Below are 19181 nucleotides of genomic sequence, written 5' to 3'. Positions count from 1 at the left end.
ATTATCCGATGCCGTCATTCGCTGCCGGCCTCATCTTTATGTCCATCGGACACGGCTGCCTCCAAAGCCATGCCGCGCCCGACGAACGCCCTGTCGCAACGAAACCGGGCTCCTCATATCCCGTCCCGCCGCGCGCTGCGCTCCCCCGCTCGCCTCGATCAAGCGAATGTCCCCTCGCGCCTAGTCCTATCGATTCCGTGCGGCCGTCTTCAAGCCATCCGGTCCTACCCATTGTGACTACACCGCACCCTCGTACGAAGCGGGTAGCCGAGGTGGTCTCCTTTCCTCTTGAACGCACACCGACACAGTATCGATGGGAACCACACCGACAACCGTAAGGCGAAATGTCCTCGTTCCGCGACGAAGCTCGTCCGGCTTAACCATCTCGACTTGTCTGATTGAACGACGTGGATTTCCCCCGCCACAGGGAACAGATAATCCAAAGCCATCTCGTTGAAATGACTTCAAACCTCTTTATACAGATGTAATCCGTGTCCCCTGTGGAAGCCATTTAGGCAGGATCGAGGGGCAAGATCAATGGCGATTTTTACCGCTTCTTAAGCGCTGCCGGTTGACTCTCGTGCGGCGTTTTGCATGGGCGTTTGCGAGTCCCGCAAGAATCGCTTTTGAATCAAGGGTTTTGATTTTTGCCGCCATGATTAGCTGGCGAAAAAGAAAAAAATAAAAATTTTCTTGACTCACATTGCGTCGAAGACGGCGCCACACGGAGACGTGACGCTGGCGGGAACCTCGCGCAACCCGTTGAAATCACTTGCACATTTCTGTCACGGCCCTGACACAACCGCCATCCAGGCAGGTTAGCTATGACAATGGCAGAATTATGAATCCGAAAAGCCCGGCGCGTGCGCCGGGCTTTTCGTCAATTGCTTATTATTTAGCCGGGTTAGGCCGAAAGGGCCTTCACGCGCTGCGCCAGACGAGACACTTTGCGCGATGCGGTATTGCCATGCAGCACGCCCTTGGTGGCGGCCCGCATCAGCTCCGGCTGGGCTGCCTGCAGGGCAGCAGCGGCGAGCGCCTGATCGCCGGAAGCGATCGCCTCTTCAACCTTGCGTACGAAGTTGCGGACGCGCGAACGACGAGCCTTGTTCACTGCGGTACGGCGCGCGATCTTGCGAGTCGCCTTTTTCGCCGAAGTTGTATTGGCCATTGATGCCTCTCTTCGAAAACTGACATGAACTCCGCCTTCGCCGTGCCGGGTCGCTGCGACCTGTCAACCAAAGCAATTCGGGAGCAGTATCGGAAAGCCATGCGAGATGGCGTTTCAAACTGAGGGCGGCGTATAGCGGGAAACCGCCCTTGCGTCAACGCGCATTTTGCGAAAACCCGCGCTTCCGCATTCACCTGTGTTTGAAATCCGCCTTGCGCTTGCCGACGAAGGCGGCCATCCCTTCCTTCTGGTCTTCGGTGGCGAAAAGCGCCTGGAAGAGCCGCCGCTCGAAACGGAGGCCCTCGGCAAGCGTCACTTCCAGCGAGCGGTTGACCGCCTCCTTCGCCATCATCACCGCCGGAAGCGCGAGCGAGGCGATCTTTTCCGCCGCGGCGAGCGCCTCTTCCATCAGCCTCTCGGGTGCGACGATGCGCGCAACGAGGCCCGCCCGCTCCGCCTCGGCAGCGTCCATCATGCGGCCGGTCAGGATCAGGTCCATCGCCTTCGCTTTGCCGACCGCGCGCGTCAGGCGCTGCGACCCGCCCATGCCGGGAATGACGCCGAGGGTGATTTCCGGTTGACCGAATTTCGCCGTCTCCGATGCGATGATGAAGTCGCACATCATGGCGAGCTCGCAGCCGCCGCCAAGCGCAAAGCCGGAAACGGCCGCAATCATCGGCTTGCGGGCCCCGGCGACATGCTCCCAACCCCCGAGAAAGTCGCCAAGGTAGCTGTCGACGAAATCGAGCGACTGCATTTCCTTGATATCGGCGCCGGCCGCGAATGCCTTGTCCGAGCCGGTGATGACGATCGCGCCGACGCCCTTGTCCGCATCGAAGGTTTTCAACGCCGCGTCAAGCTCGCGCATCAGGGTCGAATTCAGCGCATTCAGCGCCTGCGGCCGATTGAGGGTGATCAGGCCGACGCGCCCGCGCGTTTCGACCAGCAGCGTCTCGTAACTCATGTCGTCTCCTCCACTTCGATCTCGATTGCGGCAAGCTCTATTTCTGGCAGCGCGGGCAATGGAAGGTCGAACGCCCTGCCTGAACGATGCGGGCGACCGTACCGCCGCAGTCCAGCGTACGGCAAGCCTCGCCCTCCCGATCGTAGACGGAAAAGGCATGCTGGAAATAGCCGAGGCTGCCATCTGCCTGAATATGGTCCTTGAGCGACGAGCCACCGGCAGCGATCGCGTCGGCAATCACAGCGCGGATCGCCTCCACAAGCGCGAACAAGGCCTGCTTCGGGCGTCCGCGCTTGTCGACCAGCGTTCCGGCAGCCCTGTTCGGCGACAAGCCCGATCGCCACAGCGCCTCGCACACATAGATATTGCCGAGGCCAGCGATCGTCCTCTGGTCCAGCAGCGCCGTCTTCAGCGGCTGCGACTTTCCGGTGAACCGGACAGCCAGATAAGCGGCGTCGAGCGCATTGCCAGTCGGCTCCTCGCCGAGATCGCGGAAGAAGGCGTGCTCGGCGATCGTATCGCGCCGCGCCAGGTCCATGAAGCCGAAGCGGCGCGGGTCGTTGTAGATGATGCGCGTCTGGCCGGACCCTCCCTCGAGATGGAAGATCACATGATCGTGCTTCTCATCCTTGCTGCGCGGACGATGGAATTCGCCGGGCACTGTCGGCTCCGCGCCGGCCTCGATGCGGAACGACCCGGACATGCCGAGATGCGCAACTATCACATCGCCGCCTTCGAGGTCGATCATCAGATATTTGGCCCGACGCGACAGCGCGAGGATGCGGCGGCCAGAAATGGCGGTGGCGAAATTGTCGGGAAAGGGAAAGCGCAGGTCCGGCCGGCGCAGTTCGGCGCGCACCAGCAGCGCCCCCTCCATCGTCGGCGCCAATCCCCGTTTGACCGTTTCGACCTCAGGCAGTTCCGGCATCGGCCGTCGTCCTTCATTCTTTGTTCATTCCGTCCGCAACATTCTTACAGGGAGCGTTGTGTGTCTCAAAGACGCACAACGCCGGAGTGCTGTGAACGCGCCATTCCCATAGCCAGATTGATATCCTATAGGGATGCGCTATGTCGCGCCCAGATCCCGCCGCTGAGATAGCGCGGGCGGGATGATTTCGCTATGGTGCCGGCAAAATTCGTTGGAGTGGAGTTTTCGTATGACGGATGAGCGCGTATCGGCCGATGGCGGAATGGAGACCTCCTTTGGTTTCCGCGAAGTCGGCACGGGCGAAAAGCAGCCGCTCGTCAACGACGTCTTCCACAAGGTCGCCAAACGCTACGACATCATGAACGACGTGATGTCGGCCGGTCTGCATCGCGTCTGGAAGAATGCGATGATCGCCGCGCTCAACCCGCCGCGCCGGGAGCACTACCGGGTGCTCGACGTCGCTGGCGGCACCGGCGATGTCGCCTTCCGCATCGTCGAAGCCTCCGACCGCCGGGCGCATGCGACGGTGCTCGACATCAATGGCTCGATGCTCGCCGTCGGCGCCGAACGGGCCCGCAAGAAGGGGCTCCTCGCCAATCTCGAATTCGTCGAGGCGAATGCCGAGGACCTGCCCTTCGCGGCGAATTCCTTTGATGCCTATACGATCGCCTTCGGCATTCGCAATGTGCCGCGCATCGAGGTGGCGCTCGCGGAGGCCCACCGCGTGCTGAAGCGCGGCGGCCGGCTCCTGGTGCTCGAATTCTCCGACGTCGAGATGCCGCTCTTGGACCGCTTCTACGATGCCTGGTCGTTCAACGCGATACCGAAGTTCGGCAAGCTCGTCACCGGCGACGACGCGCCCTACCAGTATCTGGTCGAATCGATCCGCAAGTTCCCGAACCAGCGTGATTTCGCCGCGATGATCCGCACCGCCGGCTTTGGCCGCGTCTCCTTCACCAACTACACCGGCGGCATCGCAGCGTTACATTCCGGCTGGAAAATCTGACCGCATGAGCACGCCTGGAGCATATTTCCGTCTCGTGCGGATCGGCTGGGTGCTGGCGCGCGAGGACGCCTTTGCAGCGGTTCCGTCCGAACACCTTCCTCCGCTGGCGCGTTTCGTGCAGCGGCTCGCCGGGCTGCTTGCCCGCCGCAGAGCCCGGTCCGAGGCGCGCAGCGGCCGGCTCGCCCGGGCCGTCGAACGGCTTGGCCCCTCCTATGTCAAGATCGGCCAGTTTCTCGCCACACGGCCGGATGTCGTCGGCGCGGAACTCGCCGCCGACCTCTCGCTCTTGCAGGATCGGATGGCGACGTTTCCCGAGAGCGAGGCCCGCGCCGCCATACAAGGTTCCCTCGGCCGCTCCGTCGAGGCGCTGTTCGTCGAATTTTCCGAAGCGATGGCAGCCGCGTCGATCGCTCAGGTCCATCCGGCCGTGGTCCTGCGTGACGGCAGGCGGGAAAAGGTGGCCGTCAAGGTCATCCGTCCGGGCGTGCGCCAGCGCTTCGCCTCGGATATCGAGGCGATGTACCTGGTTTCGCGCATGCAGGAGCGGTTCCTGCCCTATACCCGGCGGCTGAGGCCGGTCGAGGTGACGAAAACGCTCGAACAGACGACCAAGGTCGAAATGGACCTGAGGCTCGAGGCCGCCGCACTTTCCGAACTCGGCGAGAACACCAAGGAAGACTCCGGTTTTCGCGTACCCAAGGTCGACTGGGAACGCACGGGTCGCGACGTCGTGACGATGGAATGGATCGACGGCGTGAAGATGTCGGACATCGAAGGTCTGAAGCGCGCCGGCCACGACCTCAACCGGCTCGCCGAAACGCTGATCCAGTCTTTCCTGCGCCACACGCTGCGCGACGGCTTCTTCCACGCCGACATGCACCAGGGCAACCTGTTCGTCGACGACGCCGGCCATATCGTCGCCGTCGACATGGGAATTGTCGGCCGGCTCGGCAAGAAGGAGCGCCGCTTCCTCGCCGAGATCCTCTTCGGCTTCATCACGCGCGACTACCAGCGCGTTGCCGACGTGCATTTCGAGGCGGGCTACGTACCCTCACATCACGACGCGGCGAGCTTTGCCCAGGCGATCCGGGCGATCGGTGAACCCATCCACGGCCAGCCGGCCGAAACGATCTCGATGGCCAAGCTTCTGACGCTGCTCTTCGAGGTGACCGAGCTCTTCGACATGCAGACGCGTCCCGAGCTCGTCATGCTGCAGAAGACCATGGTCGTCGTCGAGGGCGTCGCCCGCACCCTCAACCCACGCTTCAACATGTGGAAGGCGTCCGAGCCGGTCGTCGGCAAGTGGATCCGCGACAATCTTGGCCCGAAACGTATTGTCACGGATCTGCGCGACGGGCTGCACGCGGCGCTTCGGGTTGCCGAAGCCGTTCCGGAAATCGCCGCGCGCACCGAACGCTTCTCCGCCGATATCATGGCGATGAGCGAGAACGGCCTGCGCTTCGATCCAGAAACGGCGGAGGCGATCGGCAAGGCGGAGGCGCGCCATACACGCTCGGGCCGCCTAGCGCTCTGGGTGATCGCGGCAACGCTCGTTTTCATCGCCTGGCAGCTTGTCTGAGCGGCGGGAAAATCGCTTCAGAATTCCTGTATCCTGGAATAGTATCCGCCCATGGACAATCGTTTTTCGCTCGTGATGCTGGTGACCACGCAGACCTCAGGGTGTGCGGGAGACCTGTTGCGTTAAGCGAAGTGTCTTCAAGCCAACCCTGCCGAGGCGAGCAGGGTTCGGCTCTGTTTCCTCGGAAAAAAGAGAGAGGAAACAATGAACGCTGGTTCGCCCGCACTCCATATCCGCGCCGCATCCATTGCCGACTGGGAAGCGCTCGCCGCCTTACGCGATCTGCCCGGCGTTCGCAACGGAACGCTGCGCCTGCCCTTCGCACCGCCGGAGCAGACGCGCCGTTGGCTCGAAAGCCTAACGGAAAACGATATGATCATCGTCGCCGAGTTCGAGGGACAGATCGTCGGGCTCGCCGGATTGCACCGCCACAAGGGGCGGCGGCAGCATGCGGCTGACCTCGGCATGTCGGTCCATGACGACTACCGCCGGCGCGGCATCGGCAAGGCGCTGCTCGAGGCGTTGATCAAGGCGGCAGACCGCTGGCTCGGCATCTCCCGCATCGAATTGACGGTCTTCACCGACAACGAAGCGGCGATCGGCCTCTACCGCAACGCGGGCTTCGTCACCGAGGGCGTCCTGAAGTCCTACGCCTTGCGTGACGGTCAACTCGCCGACGTGCTGACCATGGCTCGGCTGCGCCGATGAAAGAATGGTAGCAATGGGCAGAACTTGCGGGCGGCAGGCGTATCGGGATGGATGACCGGCCTGGCATTCGTCAACCGAGGAGGTAAAGAGGATGCATGAAGTACGAAACCCCTCCTGTTCCAGCCGGCGCCGTCATCCGACAGGGAGGAAGGACGTGCTTTCATCGTCTGACGAATACCACTCCCGTGCTTATTCATGTGCGCTCGGGCAACAAGGTCGTGGTTATTCGCGACACTCCTTTGCGCCTCTCAGCCGGCTGTTGCCCGACCATCAGCCCATGACGATGGAGAACATTCCAAGGGCACCGCAGAACTACGAAGCGCGCATCCTGCCTGTACCACGTGCCTTGTTCGAAGAAACCTACGCCCGTTTGGCTTTCATCACGCCTCCCCGAACAGTGCTACCGGTGAAGGCTTTGGAGTTGCCCGCCGAGGCAGTGGAGCTGTTTGATCTCTGCTGCTCTTCGGAAAGCTTCGCGAAACTCCCCACCCCCATCGCCACGGTCCGCTTGATCGAACTCATCACCTGGTTCGCGCTCAGCGGCGCCGTGTTGGGAGACCAAGGAAGCCCTCTCTTGCAGCATCGCCTGCGCCAGATGATCGAGTTGGACCCCGCCCACAACTGGACCTTGGGCCAGGCCGCCCGCAGCTTCCACATGAGCAAGGCCACGCTTCGACGTAAGCTGGCAGCGGAAAACACCAGCTTCAGCGAAACGTTGAGCGATACGCGCATGACGCGGGCGCTGGCGCTGCTGCAAACGACCACCCTGCCGATCGCCCATGTCGCCGAGGAGGTGGGCTACGGCTCGCCATCTCAGTTCTCGGCCCGATTCAAGGAGCGGTTCGGCATCAATCCGCGCGAGATACGAGGAGATTTCGGACTATTTGAGCGGATCGGGGCAGAAGTTGAGCATATCAGGAGAGACAGCGTGTCCGCCTGAGAATACGGTTGCTGAATTAGATCGTTTCGCTGTTTCATGGAAACGCTGAAATGACCTAACCCTTTGAAACTATGCAATTCCGGACGGAAAACCGTTACACACTTTCTCTGGAATTGCTCTAGCAACTGCAGGAAAGACCCATGCGTTTCATCACGACACTTCTCGCCCTGAGTTTCATCGGCGCCACTGCTGCGCACGCAGAAATGAAATTGACCTCGAGCGACCTGGCGGCCGGAAAATCCATGGCCGATATGCAGGTCTACAACGGCTTCGGCTGCAGCGGCAAGAATATCTCGCCAGAATTGAAATGGTCGGGTACGCCCTCGGGCACCAAGAGCTTCGCCATCATGGCCTACGATCCCGACGCCCCCACCGGCTCCGGCTGGTGGCACTGGACGGTGTTCAACCTTCCCGCCGATGCCACTGAGATTGCGACCGGCGCAAGCGGAGAGGGAAAGCTCCCCTCGGGCGCGATAGAGGGCCGCACCGACTTCGGTTCGTCCGGCTACGGTGGTGCATGCCCGCCGGAAGGCCATGGGCCGCACCGGTACCAGTTCACGGTCTACGCTCTGTCCCTCGACAAACTCCCACTCGACAAAGACGCCCCGGCCGCCATGGTTGCGTTCTTCGTCCGGGCCAATGCGCTGGACCAGGCAACGATCGAGGTCACGTACGAGCGCTGACCGGCGCCAGAGGCAGAAACGCTCTTGTACCTGCTGCGGATTTCCCGCCGCAGGTACAAGCGTTGCCGGCCACGTCCTCGCCGGCGGCGCTCCAATTGCGCGCGGCGATCCCGTCGGCTAGGGTCCGGACAAAGGGACAAGGAGCGGCCAAGGGTCGAAGCGGAATGACACTGTCGGGCAAGCGTATTCTCCTCATCATTTCCGGCGGCATCGCGGCCTATAAGGGCCTCGACCTCATCCGCCGGCTGCGCGAGCGCGGCGCCGCGGTGCGGCCTGTGATGACGGCGGGGGCGCAGCAGTTCGTGACGCCGCTTGCAGTCGGGGCGCTTTCCGCCTCCTATGTCTATACGGACCTCTTTTCGCGCGAGGACGAGCAGGATGTCGGCCATATCCGGCTGGCGCGCGAATGCGACCTCGTCGTCGTGGCGCCGGCGACGGCCGACCTGATGGCCAAGATGGCAAACGGCCACGCGGACGATCTCGCCTCGACCGTCCTGCTCGCGACCGATCGTCCTGTGCTCGTCGCCCCGGCGATGAACCCGAAGATGTGGACGCATCCGGCGACGCGTCGGAACAGCGCGACGCTCGCCGCCGACGGCATCCGCTTCGTCGGCCCGGCCTGGGGCGAGATGGCCGAGAGCGGCGAGGCCGGCGAGGGCCGGATGGCCGAGCCCTTGGAGATCGTCGCGGCGATCGAGGATCTGCTCGCCGGCGCGAAGCCGCTTGCCGGGCGGAAGGCGATCGTCACCTCCGGGCCGACGCACGAGCCGATCGACCCGGTTCGCTATATCGCCAACCGCTCATCCGGGAAACAGGGCCATGCGATCGCCGCAGCGCTGGCGCGGCTCGGGGCGGACGTCACCCTCGTCTCCGGGCCAGTGACAATCCCCGATCCCGCCGGCGTGCGCGTCATCCGCGTCGAGCGCGCCGAGGAGATGCGCGACGCGGTCGTTACCGCCTTGCCGGCCGATGTCGCCGTGATGGTCGCGGCGGTTGCCGACTGGCGCGTCGCCTCAGCCGCCGGCAACAAGATCAAGAAGCGGCCGGGCGATGCCCCGCCGCCGCTGCAGCTTGCCGAGAACCCCGACATCCTGAAGACCATCGGGCATCATGCATCACGACCAAAACTGGTGATCGGCTTTGCGGCAGAGACGGAAAACGTCGCCGAGAACGGCCGCGCCAAACTCGAAAGGAAAGGCGCCGACTACATTCTGGCGAACGACGTTTCGCCGGCGACCGGCATCATGGGGGGCGACAGCAACCGGATCAAACTGATCGGCCGCGACGGCACCGAAGAGTGGCCGGAGATGGCGAAGGACGACGTGGCCGACAAGCTCGCAGCGCTGATCACCACGAAGCTCTTGCCGTAACGGCCCGTCCTCGATCAGGCGACAGGGGCGCTGCTTGCGCGCTTCAAGGACGTGGAGGCCGCGGCAACGGGCTCCCGAACCGGAACGTCGGTCGCGCTGAAAAGCCGGACGTCGACGCCGCTTTCGCCGACGATGACGGCCGAGCCGTCCGGAATCTCGGCCCAGGCGTTGTCGTCGTCATTGAGTGGCTCCGAGACCAGGCAATAGCCGCCCTGCGGTCCCATCGGGGCGGCGTAGAGGGTCGGGGCCTTGCGGTCGGAGGCATAGCGGACCGCATAGAGATCATTGCCGTTGGAAAACGCCGCGGTGAAGCGGACGAGCACCCTCAGGCTCATTTGCTCTGCCAGGCGTTCCACGAAGCCGAGTGCTTCGGCAACCGCGCCGAGGGGATTGCGGTCGAGGCCGAACTGCAGGGCCAGGAGGAACAGCAGCTCCGAATCCGTCGTGCCGGTGCGGGCCGCATAGAGATCGTCAGCGAGCACATTTTCCATCGGCCGGCGCAGATGCTCGAAATGGCCGACCTGGCCATTGTGCATGAAAGCCCAGCGGCCATGCACGAAAGGGTGGCAATTGTCGCGTCGCGTGCCGCCGCCGGTCGCCGCGCGAACATGGGCGAGGAAGAGACGGGAGCGGATCTGCCGGGCAATGCTCCTCAGGTTGCAGTCGGACCAGGCGGGCAGGATGTCGCGATAGCGGCCCGGCTCGTCGCGATCGCCATACCAGGCGATGCCGAAGCCGTCGCCATTGGTGGCCGTCTTCGCTCGCGTCGCGCAATGGGACTGTTCGATCAGCGAATGGGCCGGTGAGGTGACCAGTTCCTCAAGATAAAGCGGCTCTCCACGATAGGCTGCCCAGCGGCACATGCGTCGATCACTCCGGTTCAGGGTCTTCTGATAAAACGCGATTCGCCGACCAGCGTCACGGCGATGTTCCAACGGAACATGGTAAAAATGCGTTAACGCTTTTTGCATGGCGTGCTTTTCAAAGTAGCGAAACCTCGGAGCTGTAACGCTCAGCACACGCAAAGGCAATTTCGAACAAACATTCCACATTGACAAGCTTCGCACATTTCATTTCATTTCCACCCGTCATGCGAGGGGCTCGGCCCGGGAGGAACGACATGAGCGGCAAGCGCAAACTGGGCGTCGGCTTGATCGGTACGGGCTTCATGGGCAAGGCCCATGCGCTTGGCTTCGCGATCGCAGCACGGGTCTTCGACCTGCCCTTCGAACTGGATCTGGTGACCGTTGCCGACGCGACCGCCGAAAGCGCCGAGGTCGCCCGCGCGCGTCTCGGCTTCAGGAATGCGACCGCCGACTGGCGCGATCTCCTGACCGATCCGCAAATCGACATCATCGACATCACCACGCCGAACCTCTTGCACAAGGAGATGGCGCTGGCGGCGATCGCCCATGGCAAGCACGTCTATTGCGAGAAGCCGCTGGCGCCGACCGTTGCCGACTGCGCCAAAATGGTCGCGGCGGCCGAGAAGGCGGGCCTCGTCACCCAGGTCGGCTTCAATTATCTGAAAAATCCGCTGATCTTCCTCGCCAAGGACATCATCGACAGCGGCGAGATCGGTGAGATCCGATCGTTCCGCGGCATCCATGCCGAAGATTTCATGGCCGACGCCAACATTCCGTGGGCCTGGCGTCTCGATCCGAGGAGCGGCGGCGGCGCGCTTGCCGACATCGGCAGCCACATCATCGCCTGCATGCGCCACCTCGTCGGGCCGATCAAATCCGTTCTCGCCGAAATCGTGATCCATATACCGGCACGTCCGGTCTCGCGCGACGCGACAGAGACCCGTGCGGTCGAAGTCGACGACATCGCCCGTGCCTTCGTTCGCTTCGAGAACGGCGCGAGCGGCAGTTTCGAGGCGAACTGGATCGCCACCGGCCGCAAGATGCAGCATGACTTCGAAATTTACGGTTCCAAGGGAAGCATCGCCTTTACCCAGGAGCGACTGAACGAAATCAAGGTCTATTATGCCGGCGACGACATTCGCAGCCGCGGCTTCCGCACCATCTGGGCGGGGCCGGAACATCCACCCTATGGCGCCTTCTGCGTGGCGCCCGGACACCAGATCGGCTTCAACGACCTTAAGGCCATCGAGGTGCACGAATTCCTTGAGGCGATTGCCAAGGGCGGAAAGCCTTCGACCGATTTCCGCGAAGGTTATGAGGTCCAGAAGGTGCTTTCGGCCACCTACCGGTCGGCCAGGACCAACGAGTGGGTCGACATCGGCTAATCCTCGATTGCAGGCGGAAAAACATCTGCGAAATAGAATGTTTGTTCTATGCCGGCGACGGCTAACCGATTAGAGTGAGGCAAACGGAACGCGAGCTGGCCTGGAGACGCTGAACGATGTCAATGCCGGAGACGACCACGGATGTCCCGCAGGATTTCGAGGCACTGAAGGCCGTCATCCTGGAGCGCAAGGCGCAGTTGCCGAAGCGGCTGAAGCAGGTGGCCGCCTATTCGCTCGACAATCCGGACGAGATCGCCTTCGGCACGGCGGCAAGCATCGCCACCTCCGCCGACGTCCAGCCCTCGACGCTCGTGCGCTTCGCCCAGCATTTCGGCTTCGAAGGTTTTTCAAGCCTTCAGCAGATCTTTCGGGCTCGCCTGCGCGAGCGGACGCCGGGCTACGAGGACCGGTTGAAGGCGCTCAGAGGCAACGAGCACAGCAAGCTCGAAAGCGGCTCGATCTTCAACGGCTTCGTCGCGGCGGCGCATCGCTCGCTCGAAAACATTGCGACATCGGTCGACCCGAAAGCCTTCGAGCAGGCTGTCGACATTCTCGCCAAGGCGGATACGATCTACCTGATCGCCAAGCGCCGCTCCTACCCGATTTCCAGCTACATGGCCTATGCCTTCGGCAAGCTGAAGGTGAAGTACCAACATGTCGGCACGGCCGCCGGCATCGACGACGACATGCTGGCGATGGCGACGAAACAGGATGCCGCCTTCGCCGTCAGTTTCTCGCCCTATGCATCGGAAAGTGCGGCCCAGGCACGCCTGCTCGCCGGCCGCAGGGTGCCCGTCGTGTCGCTGACCGATTCCGCCTTCTCGCCGCTTGCCGAGTCGTCGAAGGTCTGGTTCGAACTCGTCGAGGCCGATCACGCCGGCTTCCGCTCGCTTTCGGCCAGCATGGCCTTCGCCATGGCGCTGACCGTGGCCATCGCCGAAAAGCGCCGGCGTGCGGAGGACGCCGCGTCAATATAGAACGGAAATTCCATATTGACGAAATGACGGAATTTATGTTTCATATGCGCATCGCCCATGACATAAAGATAACTGTCGGCGCTAGCGCGGCGTTCGCGGGGAGGAAGCAGTGAGCCAGAGTCCGTCGGCCCAAATTCCATCGGTACAGGGCGCCAAGCCCCTCGACATCATCACGATCGGCAGAGCCTCGGTCGACCTTTACGGTCAGCAGATCGGCACGCGACTTGAAGACGTGGCGAGCTTTGCCAAGTCGGTCGGCGGCTGCCCCTGCAATATTTCGGTCGGCACCGCGCGCCTCGGTCTCAAATCGGCGCTGTTGACGCGCGTCGGTAACGAGCAGATGGGCCGCTTCATCCGCGAGCAGTTGCAACGCGAGGGCGTGGAGACCCGCGGCATCGTCACCGATCCGGAACGCCTGACCGCACTCGCGATTCTTTCCGTAGAAAACGAGAAATCCTTCCCGCTGCTCTTCTACCGCGACAATTGTGCCGACAACGCCCTCAATGAGGACGATATTGCGGAAGACTTCATCCGTTCCGCCCGCGCCATACTCGTCACGGGTACGCATTTCTCGAAGCCCAACACGGATGCCGCGCAGCGCAAGGCGATCCGGATTGCCAAGGAGAGCGGCGCGAGGATCGTCTTCGATATCGATTATCGCCCGAATCTCTGGGGTCTTGCCGGCCACGATGCCGGCGAAAGCCGCTATATCGCTTCCGACCGCGTCTCGGCGCACTTGAAGACCGTGCTCGGCGACTGCGACTTGATCGTCGGCACCGAGGAAGAGGTCCTGATCGCCTCTGGCGAGAGCGACCTGCTCCAGGCCCTCAAGACGATCCGTTCCCTGTCCCAGGCGACGATCGTTCTGAAGCGCGGGCCGATGGGCTGCATCGTCTATGACGGGCCGATCTCGGACGATCTCGAAGACGGCATCGTCGGCAAGGGCTTCCCGATCGAGGTCTATAACGTCCTCGGCGCCGGCGACGCCTTCATGTCCGGCTTTCTGCGCGGCTGGCTCAAGGGAGAGCCGCATGCAACCTCCGCCACCTGGGCCAATGCCTGCGGCGCCTTTGCCGTGTCGCGGCTGCTCTGCGCGCCGGAAATTCCGACCTGGGTCGAACTGCAGTTCTTCCTGGAAAACGGCAGCAAGGAGAAGGCGCTGCGGAAGGACGAGGCGATCAACCACGTGCATTGGGCGACGACGCGCCGCCGCGAGATCCCGCTGCTGATGGCGCTCGCCATCGACCACCGCAGCCAGTTGGAGGATCTCGCCGAGGGCAATCCGGAACTATTGGCGCGCATCCCGGCTTTCAAGGCACTCGCCGTCAAGGCCGCCGCCGACGTCGCCGGCGGCCGGGCCGGCTTCGGCATGCTGATCGACGACAAATATGGCCGCGACGCGCTCTATGCCGCCGGTGCCTACCGCGACTTCTGGATCGGCAAGCCGATCGAGCTTCCGGGCTCGCGGCCGCTGCAGTTCGAATTCAGCCAGGATCTCGGCAGCCGCCTCATCGACTGGCCCGTCGATCACTGCATCAAGGTGCTGTCCTTCTACCACCCGGACGATCCGGCGGAACTCAAAGCCACCCAGGTCGCCAAGCTGCGTTCGGCGTTCGAGGCGGCACGCAAGGTCGGCCGCGAAATCCTGATCGAGATCATTGCCGGCAAGCACGGCCCGCTCGACGACGACACAATCCCGCGGGCGCTCACCGAGCTCTATGATGCCGGCCTGAAACCCGATTGGTGGAAGCTCGAGCCGCAGGCGAGCCGCAGCGCCTGGGCCGCCATCGACACCGTGATCGAGACACGCGATCCGCTCTGCAGGGGCGTCGTCCTCCTCGGGCTCGAGGCCCCCTACGATGTCCTCAAGGACGGCTTTGCGGCGGCAAGGACATCGAAGACCGTGAAAGGATTTGCCGTCGGCCGGACGATCTTTGCCGACGCTGCCAAGGCTTGGCTCACTGGCTCGATGACCGACGAAGAGGCCGTCGCCGACATGGCGGCGAAATTCAAGGCCTTGGTGGATCTGTGGCTGCAATTGGGTGAAACCAAGGCTGCCTGATCATGACGAGGATAAAGTGGGAAGCGCCCGCCTCCTGCTCTACCTTACGGAATCGATAGCCGCCGGCGGCATCAAACGACAATGGGCGGAGCGGACTTCGCCACCTGGAGGAAATTCAAAATGAGCCAGAAAACCGTGCGGCTGACCATGGCACAGGCCGTGGCGCGGTTCATGACCCGGCAGATGACCGTCATCGACGGCAGGCGCGTGCCGATCTTCGGCGGCGTCTTCGCGATCTTCGGCCATGGCAATGTCGCCGGCGTCGGCGAGGCGCTCTATCAGATCCGGGAAACCCTACCGACCTATCGCGCCCAGAACGAACAGGGCATGGCGAACGCGGCGATCGCCTTCGCCAAGGCGAGCTTCCGTCGCCGCTTCATGGCCTGCACGAGTTCGATCGGTCCCGGCGCCCTCAACATGGTGACGTCGGCGGCACTCGCCCATGTCAACCGCCTGCCGGTCCTCTTCCTACCCGGCGACGTTTTCGCCAATCGCCGCCCCGACCCGGTACTGCAGCAGGTGGAAAGTTTTGGGGACGCCACGATCTCGGCAAATGACTGCTTCCGCCCTGTGTCGCGCTATTTCGACCGCATCACCCGGCCCGAGCAGATCATTCCGGCGCTTCGCCGCGCCATGCAGGTCCTGACCGACCCGGCCGATTGCGGCCCGGTGACACTGTCGCTCTGCCAGGACGTCCAGGCGGAAGCCTACGACTATCCGGAATCCTTCTTCGACGAGAAGGTCTGGATGCCGCGCCGCATCGAGCCTGATCTCGACGAGCTGGCCTTGGCGATCGCAACGCTGAAGGAAGCCAAGAAGCCGATCATCATCGCCGGCGGCGGCGTGCTCTACTCGGAAGCAACCGTCGAGCTTAAGGATTTCGCCGAGAAGCACGGCATTCCCGTCATGGAGACGCAGGCTGGCAAGTCAGCACTGCCGCACTCGCATCCGCTCAATATGGGCTCCGTCGGCGTCACCGGGACCTCCGCTTCCAATGCACTCGCCGAGGAGACCGACGTGGTGCTCGCCGTCGGCTCGCGGCTGCAGGATTTCACCACCGGCTCCTGGGCGCTCTTCAAGAACGACGAACTGAAGATCATTGGCCTGAATGTGCAGCCCTTCGATGCCGGCAAGCATAACGGCCTGCCGCTGATTTCCGACGCACGGGCCGGCCTAAACCGGATCTCCGGCGGGCTCGGCGGCTACAGGGCTGACCCAAGCTGGACCGAGAAGGCAAGGGCCGGCAAGGCCGAGTGGCTTGCCGAGGCCGACAAGGCGACGGCCACGACCAATGCGGCGCTTCCCTCCGACGCCCAGGTGATCGGTGCCGTCCAGCGCGCCCGCGGCGGCCAGAAGACGACGCTCGTCTGCGCGGCCGGCGGTCTGCCCGGCGAGTTGCACAAGCTCTGGCAGGCCGAAAAGCCCGGCGGCTATCATATGGAATACGGCTTCTCGACGATGGGCTATGAGGTGGCCGGCGGCCTCGGCGTGAAGCTCGCCAGACCCGAACGTGACGTGATCGTCATGGTCGGCGACGGCAGCTACATGATGCTGAACTCGGAAATCGCCTCCTCGATCATGCTCGGCGCCAAGGTCACGATCGTGCTTCTGGACAATGCCGGCTATGGCTGCATCAACCGGCTGCAGATGGAAACCGGCGGCGCCAACTTCAACAATCTCTTGCAGGACACCCACCACGTCGAGCTTCCTGAGATCGACTTTGCCGCGCACGCCGCCGCGATGGGCGCGGTCACCCGCAAGGTCCGCTCGATCACGGAACTCGAAGCCGCGCTTGCGGAAACCGCAAGCGAGCAGCGCACGACCGTGATCGTCATCGACACCCATCCGCTGATCACCACAGAGGCCGGCGGCCATTGGTGGGACGTCGCGGTTCCGGAGATTTCGGACCGCGAGCAAGTGAAGACGGCGCGCGAGGGTTATGAGAAAGCGCTCCAATCGCAGCGCTTCGGCTGATCAGAACTCGGCGCCCGCGTGTTCTCGCGCGGGCGCCGTTCTGCATGTAATTGCCCCTCACCCTAACCCTCTCCCCGTAAAGCGGGAGAGGGGATATGGAGGGCGCGGCACATCCCTTCTCCCCGTCTGCGGGGAGAAGGTGGCGGCAGCCGGATGAGGGGCCTTGTCGCCCCCCGTACACAAGACAACGAACCGTCCGCCTCCGCGGATAATGCAATGGAAAGCAAAAGACATGATCCGCTACGGAACCAACCCGATCGCCTGGAGCAATGACGACGACCACTCGATCGGCGCGCATCTGACCCTCGAAGACTGCCTGTCCGATTGCCAGAAGATCGGCTTCGACGGCATCGAGAAGGGCCACAAGATGCCGTCCGATCCGGAGGCGCTGAAGCAGAAGCTTGGCTCCTATGATCTCGTCTTCGTCTCCGGCTGGCACTCGACCAACCTGCTGACTCACGATGTCGAAGCCGAGAAGAAGGCGATCCAGCCGCATCTCGATCTGCTGAAGCACAATGGCTGCAAGGTGGCGATCGTCTGCGAGACCTCGAACGCCATCCACGGCGACGATTCCAAGTCGCTCGTCAAGGACAAGCCGGTCCTGCCGGCGGATCAGTGGAAGAAATTCGGCGCCGATCTCGAGGCAATAGCTGCGTATTGCGCCGACCAAGGCATCGACCTCGTCTATCACCACCACATGGGGACGATCGTCCAGACCGGCGAGGAAATCGACCTCTTGATGCAGAACACCGGCCCGGCGACAAAGCTGCTGCTCGATACTGGTCACGCCTGGTTCGGCGGCTCTGATCCGGCCGAAGTCGCGGAGAAATACATGCACCGCGTCCGCCACATCCATTGCAAGAACGTTCGTCCCGCGGTCCGCAAGCTGGTCGAGGGCGAAGGCCTCTCCTTCCTCGAAGGCGTGCGCCGCGGCGTCTTCACGGTCCCTGGCGACTCGGAGGGCGGCGTCGATTTTCTGCCTGTGCTGAAAATCGCCGCCGAACACGGCTATGATGGCTGGCTGGTGATCGAGGCCGAGCAGGATTCGGCCGTGCGCAACCCCTTCGAATACCAGTCGCTCGGACTGAAATCGCTGAAGGCCTTTGCGAAAGAAGCGGGGCTCGACCGGGCATAGCTGCCCCTCATCCGGCTGCCGCCACCTTCTCCCCGCTGGCGGGGAGAAGGGGTATGCCGCACCGTCCAAGTCCCCTCTCCCCACGCGCGGAGAGGGCTAGGGTAAGGGCGGACCACAGACACCAAGATCAGGAGACCGTCATATGTCCAAACTGCTCGTTAAACCGAAAGCACAATCCGGCATGATGCAGGACGTCACGCCCGAGAGCGCCGGCTGGACCTATGTCGGTTTCGCGCTCAACCGCCTGAAGCCCGGCGAGAGGGCCGGTGGCGAGGCGGGAGACAAGGAACTCTGCCTGGTGCTCGTCAACGGCAAGGCGAAGATCTCCGTCGACGGCGAGGACTTCGGCGAACTCGGCGAGCGCATGACGCCCTTCGAGGGACAGCCCTATGCGGTCTATGTGCCGAAGGGCAGCAAGTGGCAGGCGGAGGCGGCGACGGACCTGGACCTCGCCATCTGCTCCGCACCCGGCGGCGAGGGCTTCAAGGCCAAGGTGATCCGCCCCGGCGCGCATCCGCAGATGACGCGTGGCAAGGGTACCAATACCCGCTATGTCACCAACATCATGCCGGAGGACGACGGCTCGGCGCAGTCGCTGCTGGTCGTCGAGGTGATCACGCCGGGCGGCCATACTTCTTCCTACCCGCCGCACAAGCACGACCAGGACAACCTGCCGGCCGAAAGTTATCTGGAAGAAACCTATTACCACCGCCTCAACCCGCCGCAGGGCTTCGCCATGCAGCGCGTCTATACGGACGATCGTTCGCTCGACGAGACCATGGCGGTGGAAGACGGCGACGTGACGCTCGTTCCGAAGGGCTACCATCCGGTCGCCGCGATCCACGGCTATGATTCCTACTATCTCAACGTCATGGCCGGGCCGAAGCGGATCTGGAAGTTCCACAATGCCAAGGAGCATGAGTGGCTGTTCACCGGCATCTGAGCCGCTACGGCCATTCACTCGGCGACAGGAGTGGGCGCCCTATCGTATCCTGCTGAGGCAAAGCGACGAGGAGCTCTCCCATGCACATTGACGGCCAATGCCATTGCGGCTTCGTGACCTATGAGGCGGAGATAGACCCCGAGGACGTCACGATCTGCCACTGCACCGACTGCCAGCGACTGACCGGCTCCGCCTATCGCGTGACGGCGAGCACGCCGTCCACATCGTTCCGCCTGACGGGCGGCGAGCCGAAGCTCTACGTCAAGATCGGCGAGAACGGCCGCAAACGCCTGCAATTCTTCTGCCCGCAGTGCGGCTCGCCCATCTCTACGACCGGCACCGACGAGGATGCGGAGGAGATCGGCATCCGCGTCGGCACGATCAACCAGCGGGGCGAGCTCACGCCGCGGGCGCAAATCTGGTGTTCCCCCGCCCTGCCCTGGGTCGGCGACATCGGCGAACTGCCGGGGCAGCCTCGGGGCTAGAGCCT

General features: G+C 63.1%; 16 protein-coding genes and 1 pseudogene. 13 read left to right on the top strand and 4 right to left on the bottom strand.

The genetic code is table 11. From position 1 onward, the window contains the following. Positions 1-904 precede the first annotated feature (904 nt). The 3 genes from rpsT to mutM all read right to left on the bottom strand — a co-directional run bounded on the left by rpsT (position 905) and on the right by mutM (position 3063). Positions 905-1171, bottom strand: a complete 267-nt coding sequence (gene rpsT, locus USDA257_RS30355; protein WP_014766820.1) for a 30S ribosomal protein S20 — start codon at positions 1169-1171, stop codon at positions 905-907. Positions 1172-1361: 190 nt separating this feature from the next. After that, positions 1362-2135, bottom strand: coding sequence for an enoyl-CoA hydratase (locus USDA257_RS30350; protein ID WP_014766819.1), 774 nt, complete (start codon positions 2133-2135; stop codon positions 1362-1364). A gap of 37 nt (positions 2136-2172) precedes the next feature. Continuing rightward, on the bottom strand, positions 2173-3063 hold the full coding sequence (mutM, locus tag USDA257_RS30345; protein ID WP_014766818.1) for a bifunctional DNA-formamidopyrimidine glycosylase/DNA-(apurinic or apyrimidinic site) lyase: 891 nt from the start codon (positions 3061-3063) through the stop codon (positions 2173-2175). Positions 3064-3292: 229 nt separating this feature from the next. Here mutM and ubiE point away from each other — a divergent pair, with 229 nt between their 5' ends. The 6 genes and pseudogenes from ubiE to coaBC all read left to right on the top strand — a co-directional run bounded on the left by ubiE (position 3293) and on the right by coaBC (position 9349). Beyond that, entirely contained in the window at positions 3293-4069 is a 777-nt protein-coding gene (ubiE, locus tag USDA257_RS30340; RefSeq protein ID WP_014766817.1) for a bifunctional demethylmenaquinone methyltransferase/2-methoxy-6-polyprenyl-1,4-benzoquinol methylase UbiE, read from the top strand. A gap of 4 nt (positions 4070-4073) precedes the next feature. Then, a complete protein-coding gene (ubiB, locus tag USDA257_RS30335; protein ID WP_014766816.1) occupies positions 4074-5648 on the top strand; it encodes a 2-polyprenylphenol 6-hydroxylase in 1575 nt (524 codons plus the stop codon). A 204-nt stretch (positions 5649-5852) separates the two neighbouring features. Continuing rightward, positions 5853-6356: a GNAT family N-acetyltransferase gene (locus USDA257_RS30330; protein WP_014766815.1), complete on the top strand. Its 504-nt coding sequence runs from the start codon at positions 5853-5855 to the stop codon at positions 6354-6356. A 95-nt stretch (positions 6357-6451) separates the two neighbouring features. Further along, positions 6452-7296, top strand: a pseudogene (locus tag USDA257_RS30325) (helix-turn-helix transcriptional regulator). A gap of 140 nt (positions 7297-7436) precedes the next feature. Continuing rightward, the gene (locus tag USDA257_RS30320; protein WP_014766813.1) at positions 7437-7979 is read left to right on the top strand and encodes a YbhB/YbcL family Raf kinase inhibitor-like protein; all 543 of its coding nucleotides are present in this window, start codon (positions 7437-7439) and stop codon (positions 7977-7979) included. 164 nt (positions 7980-8143) lie between these two features. Beyond that, positions 8144-9349 carry a bifunctional phosphopantothenoylcysteine decarboxylase/phosphopantothenate--cysteine ligase CoaBC gene (gene coaBC / locus USDA257_RS30315; RefSeq protein ID WP_014766812.1) on the top strand — a complete coding sequence of 402 codons (1206 nt, stop codon included), beginning with the start codon at positions 8144-8146 and terminating at the stop codon, positions 9347-9349. A 14-nt stretch (positions 9350-9363) separates the two neighbouring features. Here the strand turns inward: coaBC and USDA257_RS30310 are convergent, their stop codons facing one another. Beyond that, on the bottom strand, positions 9364-10212 hold the full coding sequence (locus tag USDA257_RS30310; RefSeq protein WP_014766811.1) for a class II glutamine amidotransferase: 849 nt from the start codon (positions 10210-10212) through the stop codon (positions 9364-9366). A 257-nt stretch (positions 10213-10469) separates the two neighbouring features. Between USDA257_RS30310 and USDA257_RS30305 the strand changes: the two genes are divergently transcribed. From USDA257_RS30305 to USDA257_RS30275, 7 genes are all read left to right on the top strand, one after another. Further along, complete coding sequence (locus tag USDA257_RS30305; RefSeq protein ID WP_014766810.1) at positions 10470-11600, top strand: Gfo/Idh/MocA family protein; 1131 nt, start codon at positions 10470-10472, stop codon at positions 11598-11600. A 116-nt stretch (positions 11601-11716) separates the two neighbouring features. After that, positions 11717-12577, top strand: coding sequence for a MurR/RpiR family transcriptional regulator (locus tag USDA257_RS30300; RefSeq protein ID WP_014766809.1), 861 nt, complete (start codon positions 11717-11719; stop codon positions 12575-12577). A 109-nt stretch (positions 12578-12686) separates the two neighbouring features. Next, positions 12687-14639 carry a bifunctional 5-dehydro-2-deoxygluconokinase/5-dehydro-2-deoxyphosphogluconate aldolase gene (locus tag USDA257_RS30295; protein ID WP_014766808.1) on the top strand — a complete coding sequence of 651 codons (1953 nt, stop codon included), beginning with the start codon at positions 12687-12689 and terminating at the stop codon, positions 14637-14639. 120 nt (positions 14640-14759) lie between these two features. After that, on the top strand, positions 14760-16613 hold the full coding sequence (gene iolD, locus USDA257_RS30290; RefSeq protein ID WP_014766807.1) for a 3D-(3,5/4)-trihydroxycyclohexane-1,2-dione acylhydrolase (decyclizing): 1854 nt from the start codon (positions 14760-14762) through the stop codon (positions 16611-16613). A gap of 232 nt (positions 16614-16845) precedes the next feature. After that, positions 16846-17748, top strand: coding sequence for a myo-inosose-2 dehydratase (gene iolE, locus USDA257_RS30285; RefSeq protein WP_041414870.1), 903 nt, complete (start codon positions 16846-16848; stop codon positions 17746-17748). Between the two features lie 142 nt (positions 17749-17890). Further along, positions 17891-18691, top strand: coding sequence for a 5-deoxy-glucuronate isomerase (gene iolB, locus USDA257_RS30280; RefSeq protein WP_014766805.1), 801 nt, complete (start codon positions 17891-17893; stop codon positions 18689-18691). Between the two features lie 80 nt (positions 18692-18771). Next, positions 18772-19176 (top strand): GFA family protein, encoded by a 405-nt coding sequence (locus USDA257_RS30275; protein ID WP_014766804.1) that lies wholly within the window; start codon positions 18772-18774, stop codon positions 19174-19176. Positions 19177-19181 lie beyond the last annotated feature (5 nt).

Source organism: Sinorhizobium fredii USDA 257 (assembly GCF_000265205.3).
Classification (GTDB): Bacteria; Pseudomonadota; Alphaproteobacteria; order Rhizobiales; family Rhizobiaceae; genus Sinorhizobium; species Sinorhizobium fredii_B.
The sequence above is the reverse complement of the archived record's forward strand: the minus strand, read 5'-3'. Positions and strand labels throughout refer to the sequence as shown.

Excerpts from the sequence above, each read along its gene's own strand:
- rpsT (WP_014766820.1), bottom strand. The coding sequence starts at position 1,171 with ATGGCCAATACAACTTCGGCGAAAAAGGCGACTCGCAAGATCGCGCGC.
- USDA257_RS30350 (WP_014766819.1), bottom strand. The coding sequence starts at position 2,135 with ATGAGTTACGAGACGCTGCTGGTCGAAACGCGCGGGCGCGTCGGCCTG.
- mutM (WP_014766818.1), bottom strand. The coding sequence starts at position 3,063 with ATGCCGGAACTGCCTGAGGTCGAAACGGTCAAACGGGGATTGGCGCCG.
- ubiE (WP_014766817.1), top strand. The coding sequence starts at position 3,293 with ATGACGGATGAGCGCGTATCGGCCGATGGCGGAATGGAGACCTCCTTT.
- ubiB (WP_014766816.1), top strand. The coding sequence starts at position 4,074 with ATGAGCACGCCTGGAGCATATTTCCGTCTCGTGCGGATCGGCTGGGTG.
- USDA257_RS30330 (WP_014766815.1), top strand. The coding sequence starts at position 5,853 with ATGAACGCTGGTTCGCCCGCACTCCATATCCGCGCCGCATCCATTGCC.
- USDA257_RS30320 (WP_014766813.1), top strand. The coding sequence starts at position 7,437 with ATGCGTTTCATCACGACACTTCTCGCCCTGAGTTTCATCGGCGCCACT.
- coaBC (WP_014766812.1), top strand. The coding sequence starts at position 8,144 with ATGACACTGTCGGGCAAGCGTATTCTCCTCATCATTTCCGGCGGCATC.
- USDA257_RS30310 (WP_014766811.1), bottom strand. The coding sequence starts at position 10,212 with ATGTGCCGCTGGGCAGCCTATCGTGGAGAGCCGCTTTATCTTGAGGAA.
- USDA257_RS30305 (WP_014766810.1), top strand. The coding sequence starts at position 10,470 with ATGAGCGGCAAGCGCAAACTGGGCGTCGGCTTGATCGGTACGGGCTTC.
- USDA257_RS30300 (WP_014766809.1), top strand. The coding sequence starts at position 11,717 with ATGTCAATGCCGGAGACGACCACGGATGTCCCGCAGGATTTCGAGGCA.
- iolD (WP_014766807.1), top strand. The coding sequence starts at position 14,760 with ATGAGCCAGAAAACCGTGCGGCTGACCATGGCACAGGCCGTGGCGCGG.
- iolE (WP_041414870.1), top strand. The coding sequence starts at position 16,846 with ATGATCCGCTACGGAACCAACCCGATCGCCTGGAGCAATGACGACGAC.
- iolB (WP_014766805.1), top strand. The coding sequence starts at position 17,891 with ATGTCCAAACTGCTCGTTAAACCGAAAGCACAATCCGGCATGATGCAG.
- USDA257_RS30275 (WP_014766804.1), top strand. The coding sequence starts at position 18,772 with ATGCACATTGACGGCCAATGCCATTGCGGCTTCGTGACCTATGAGGCG.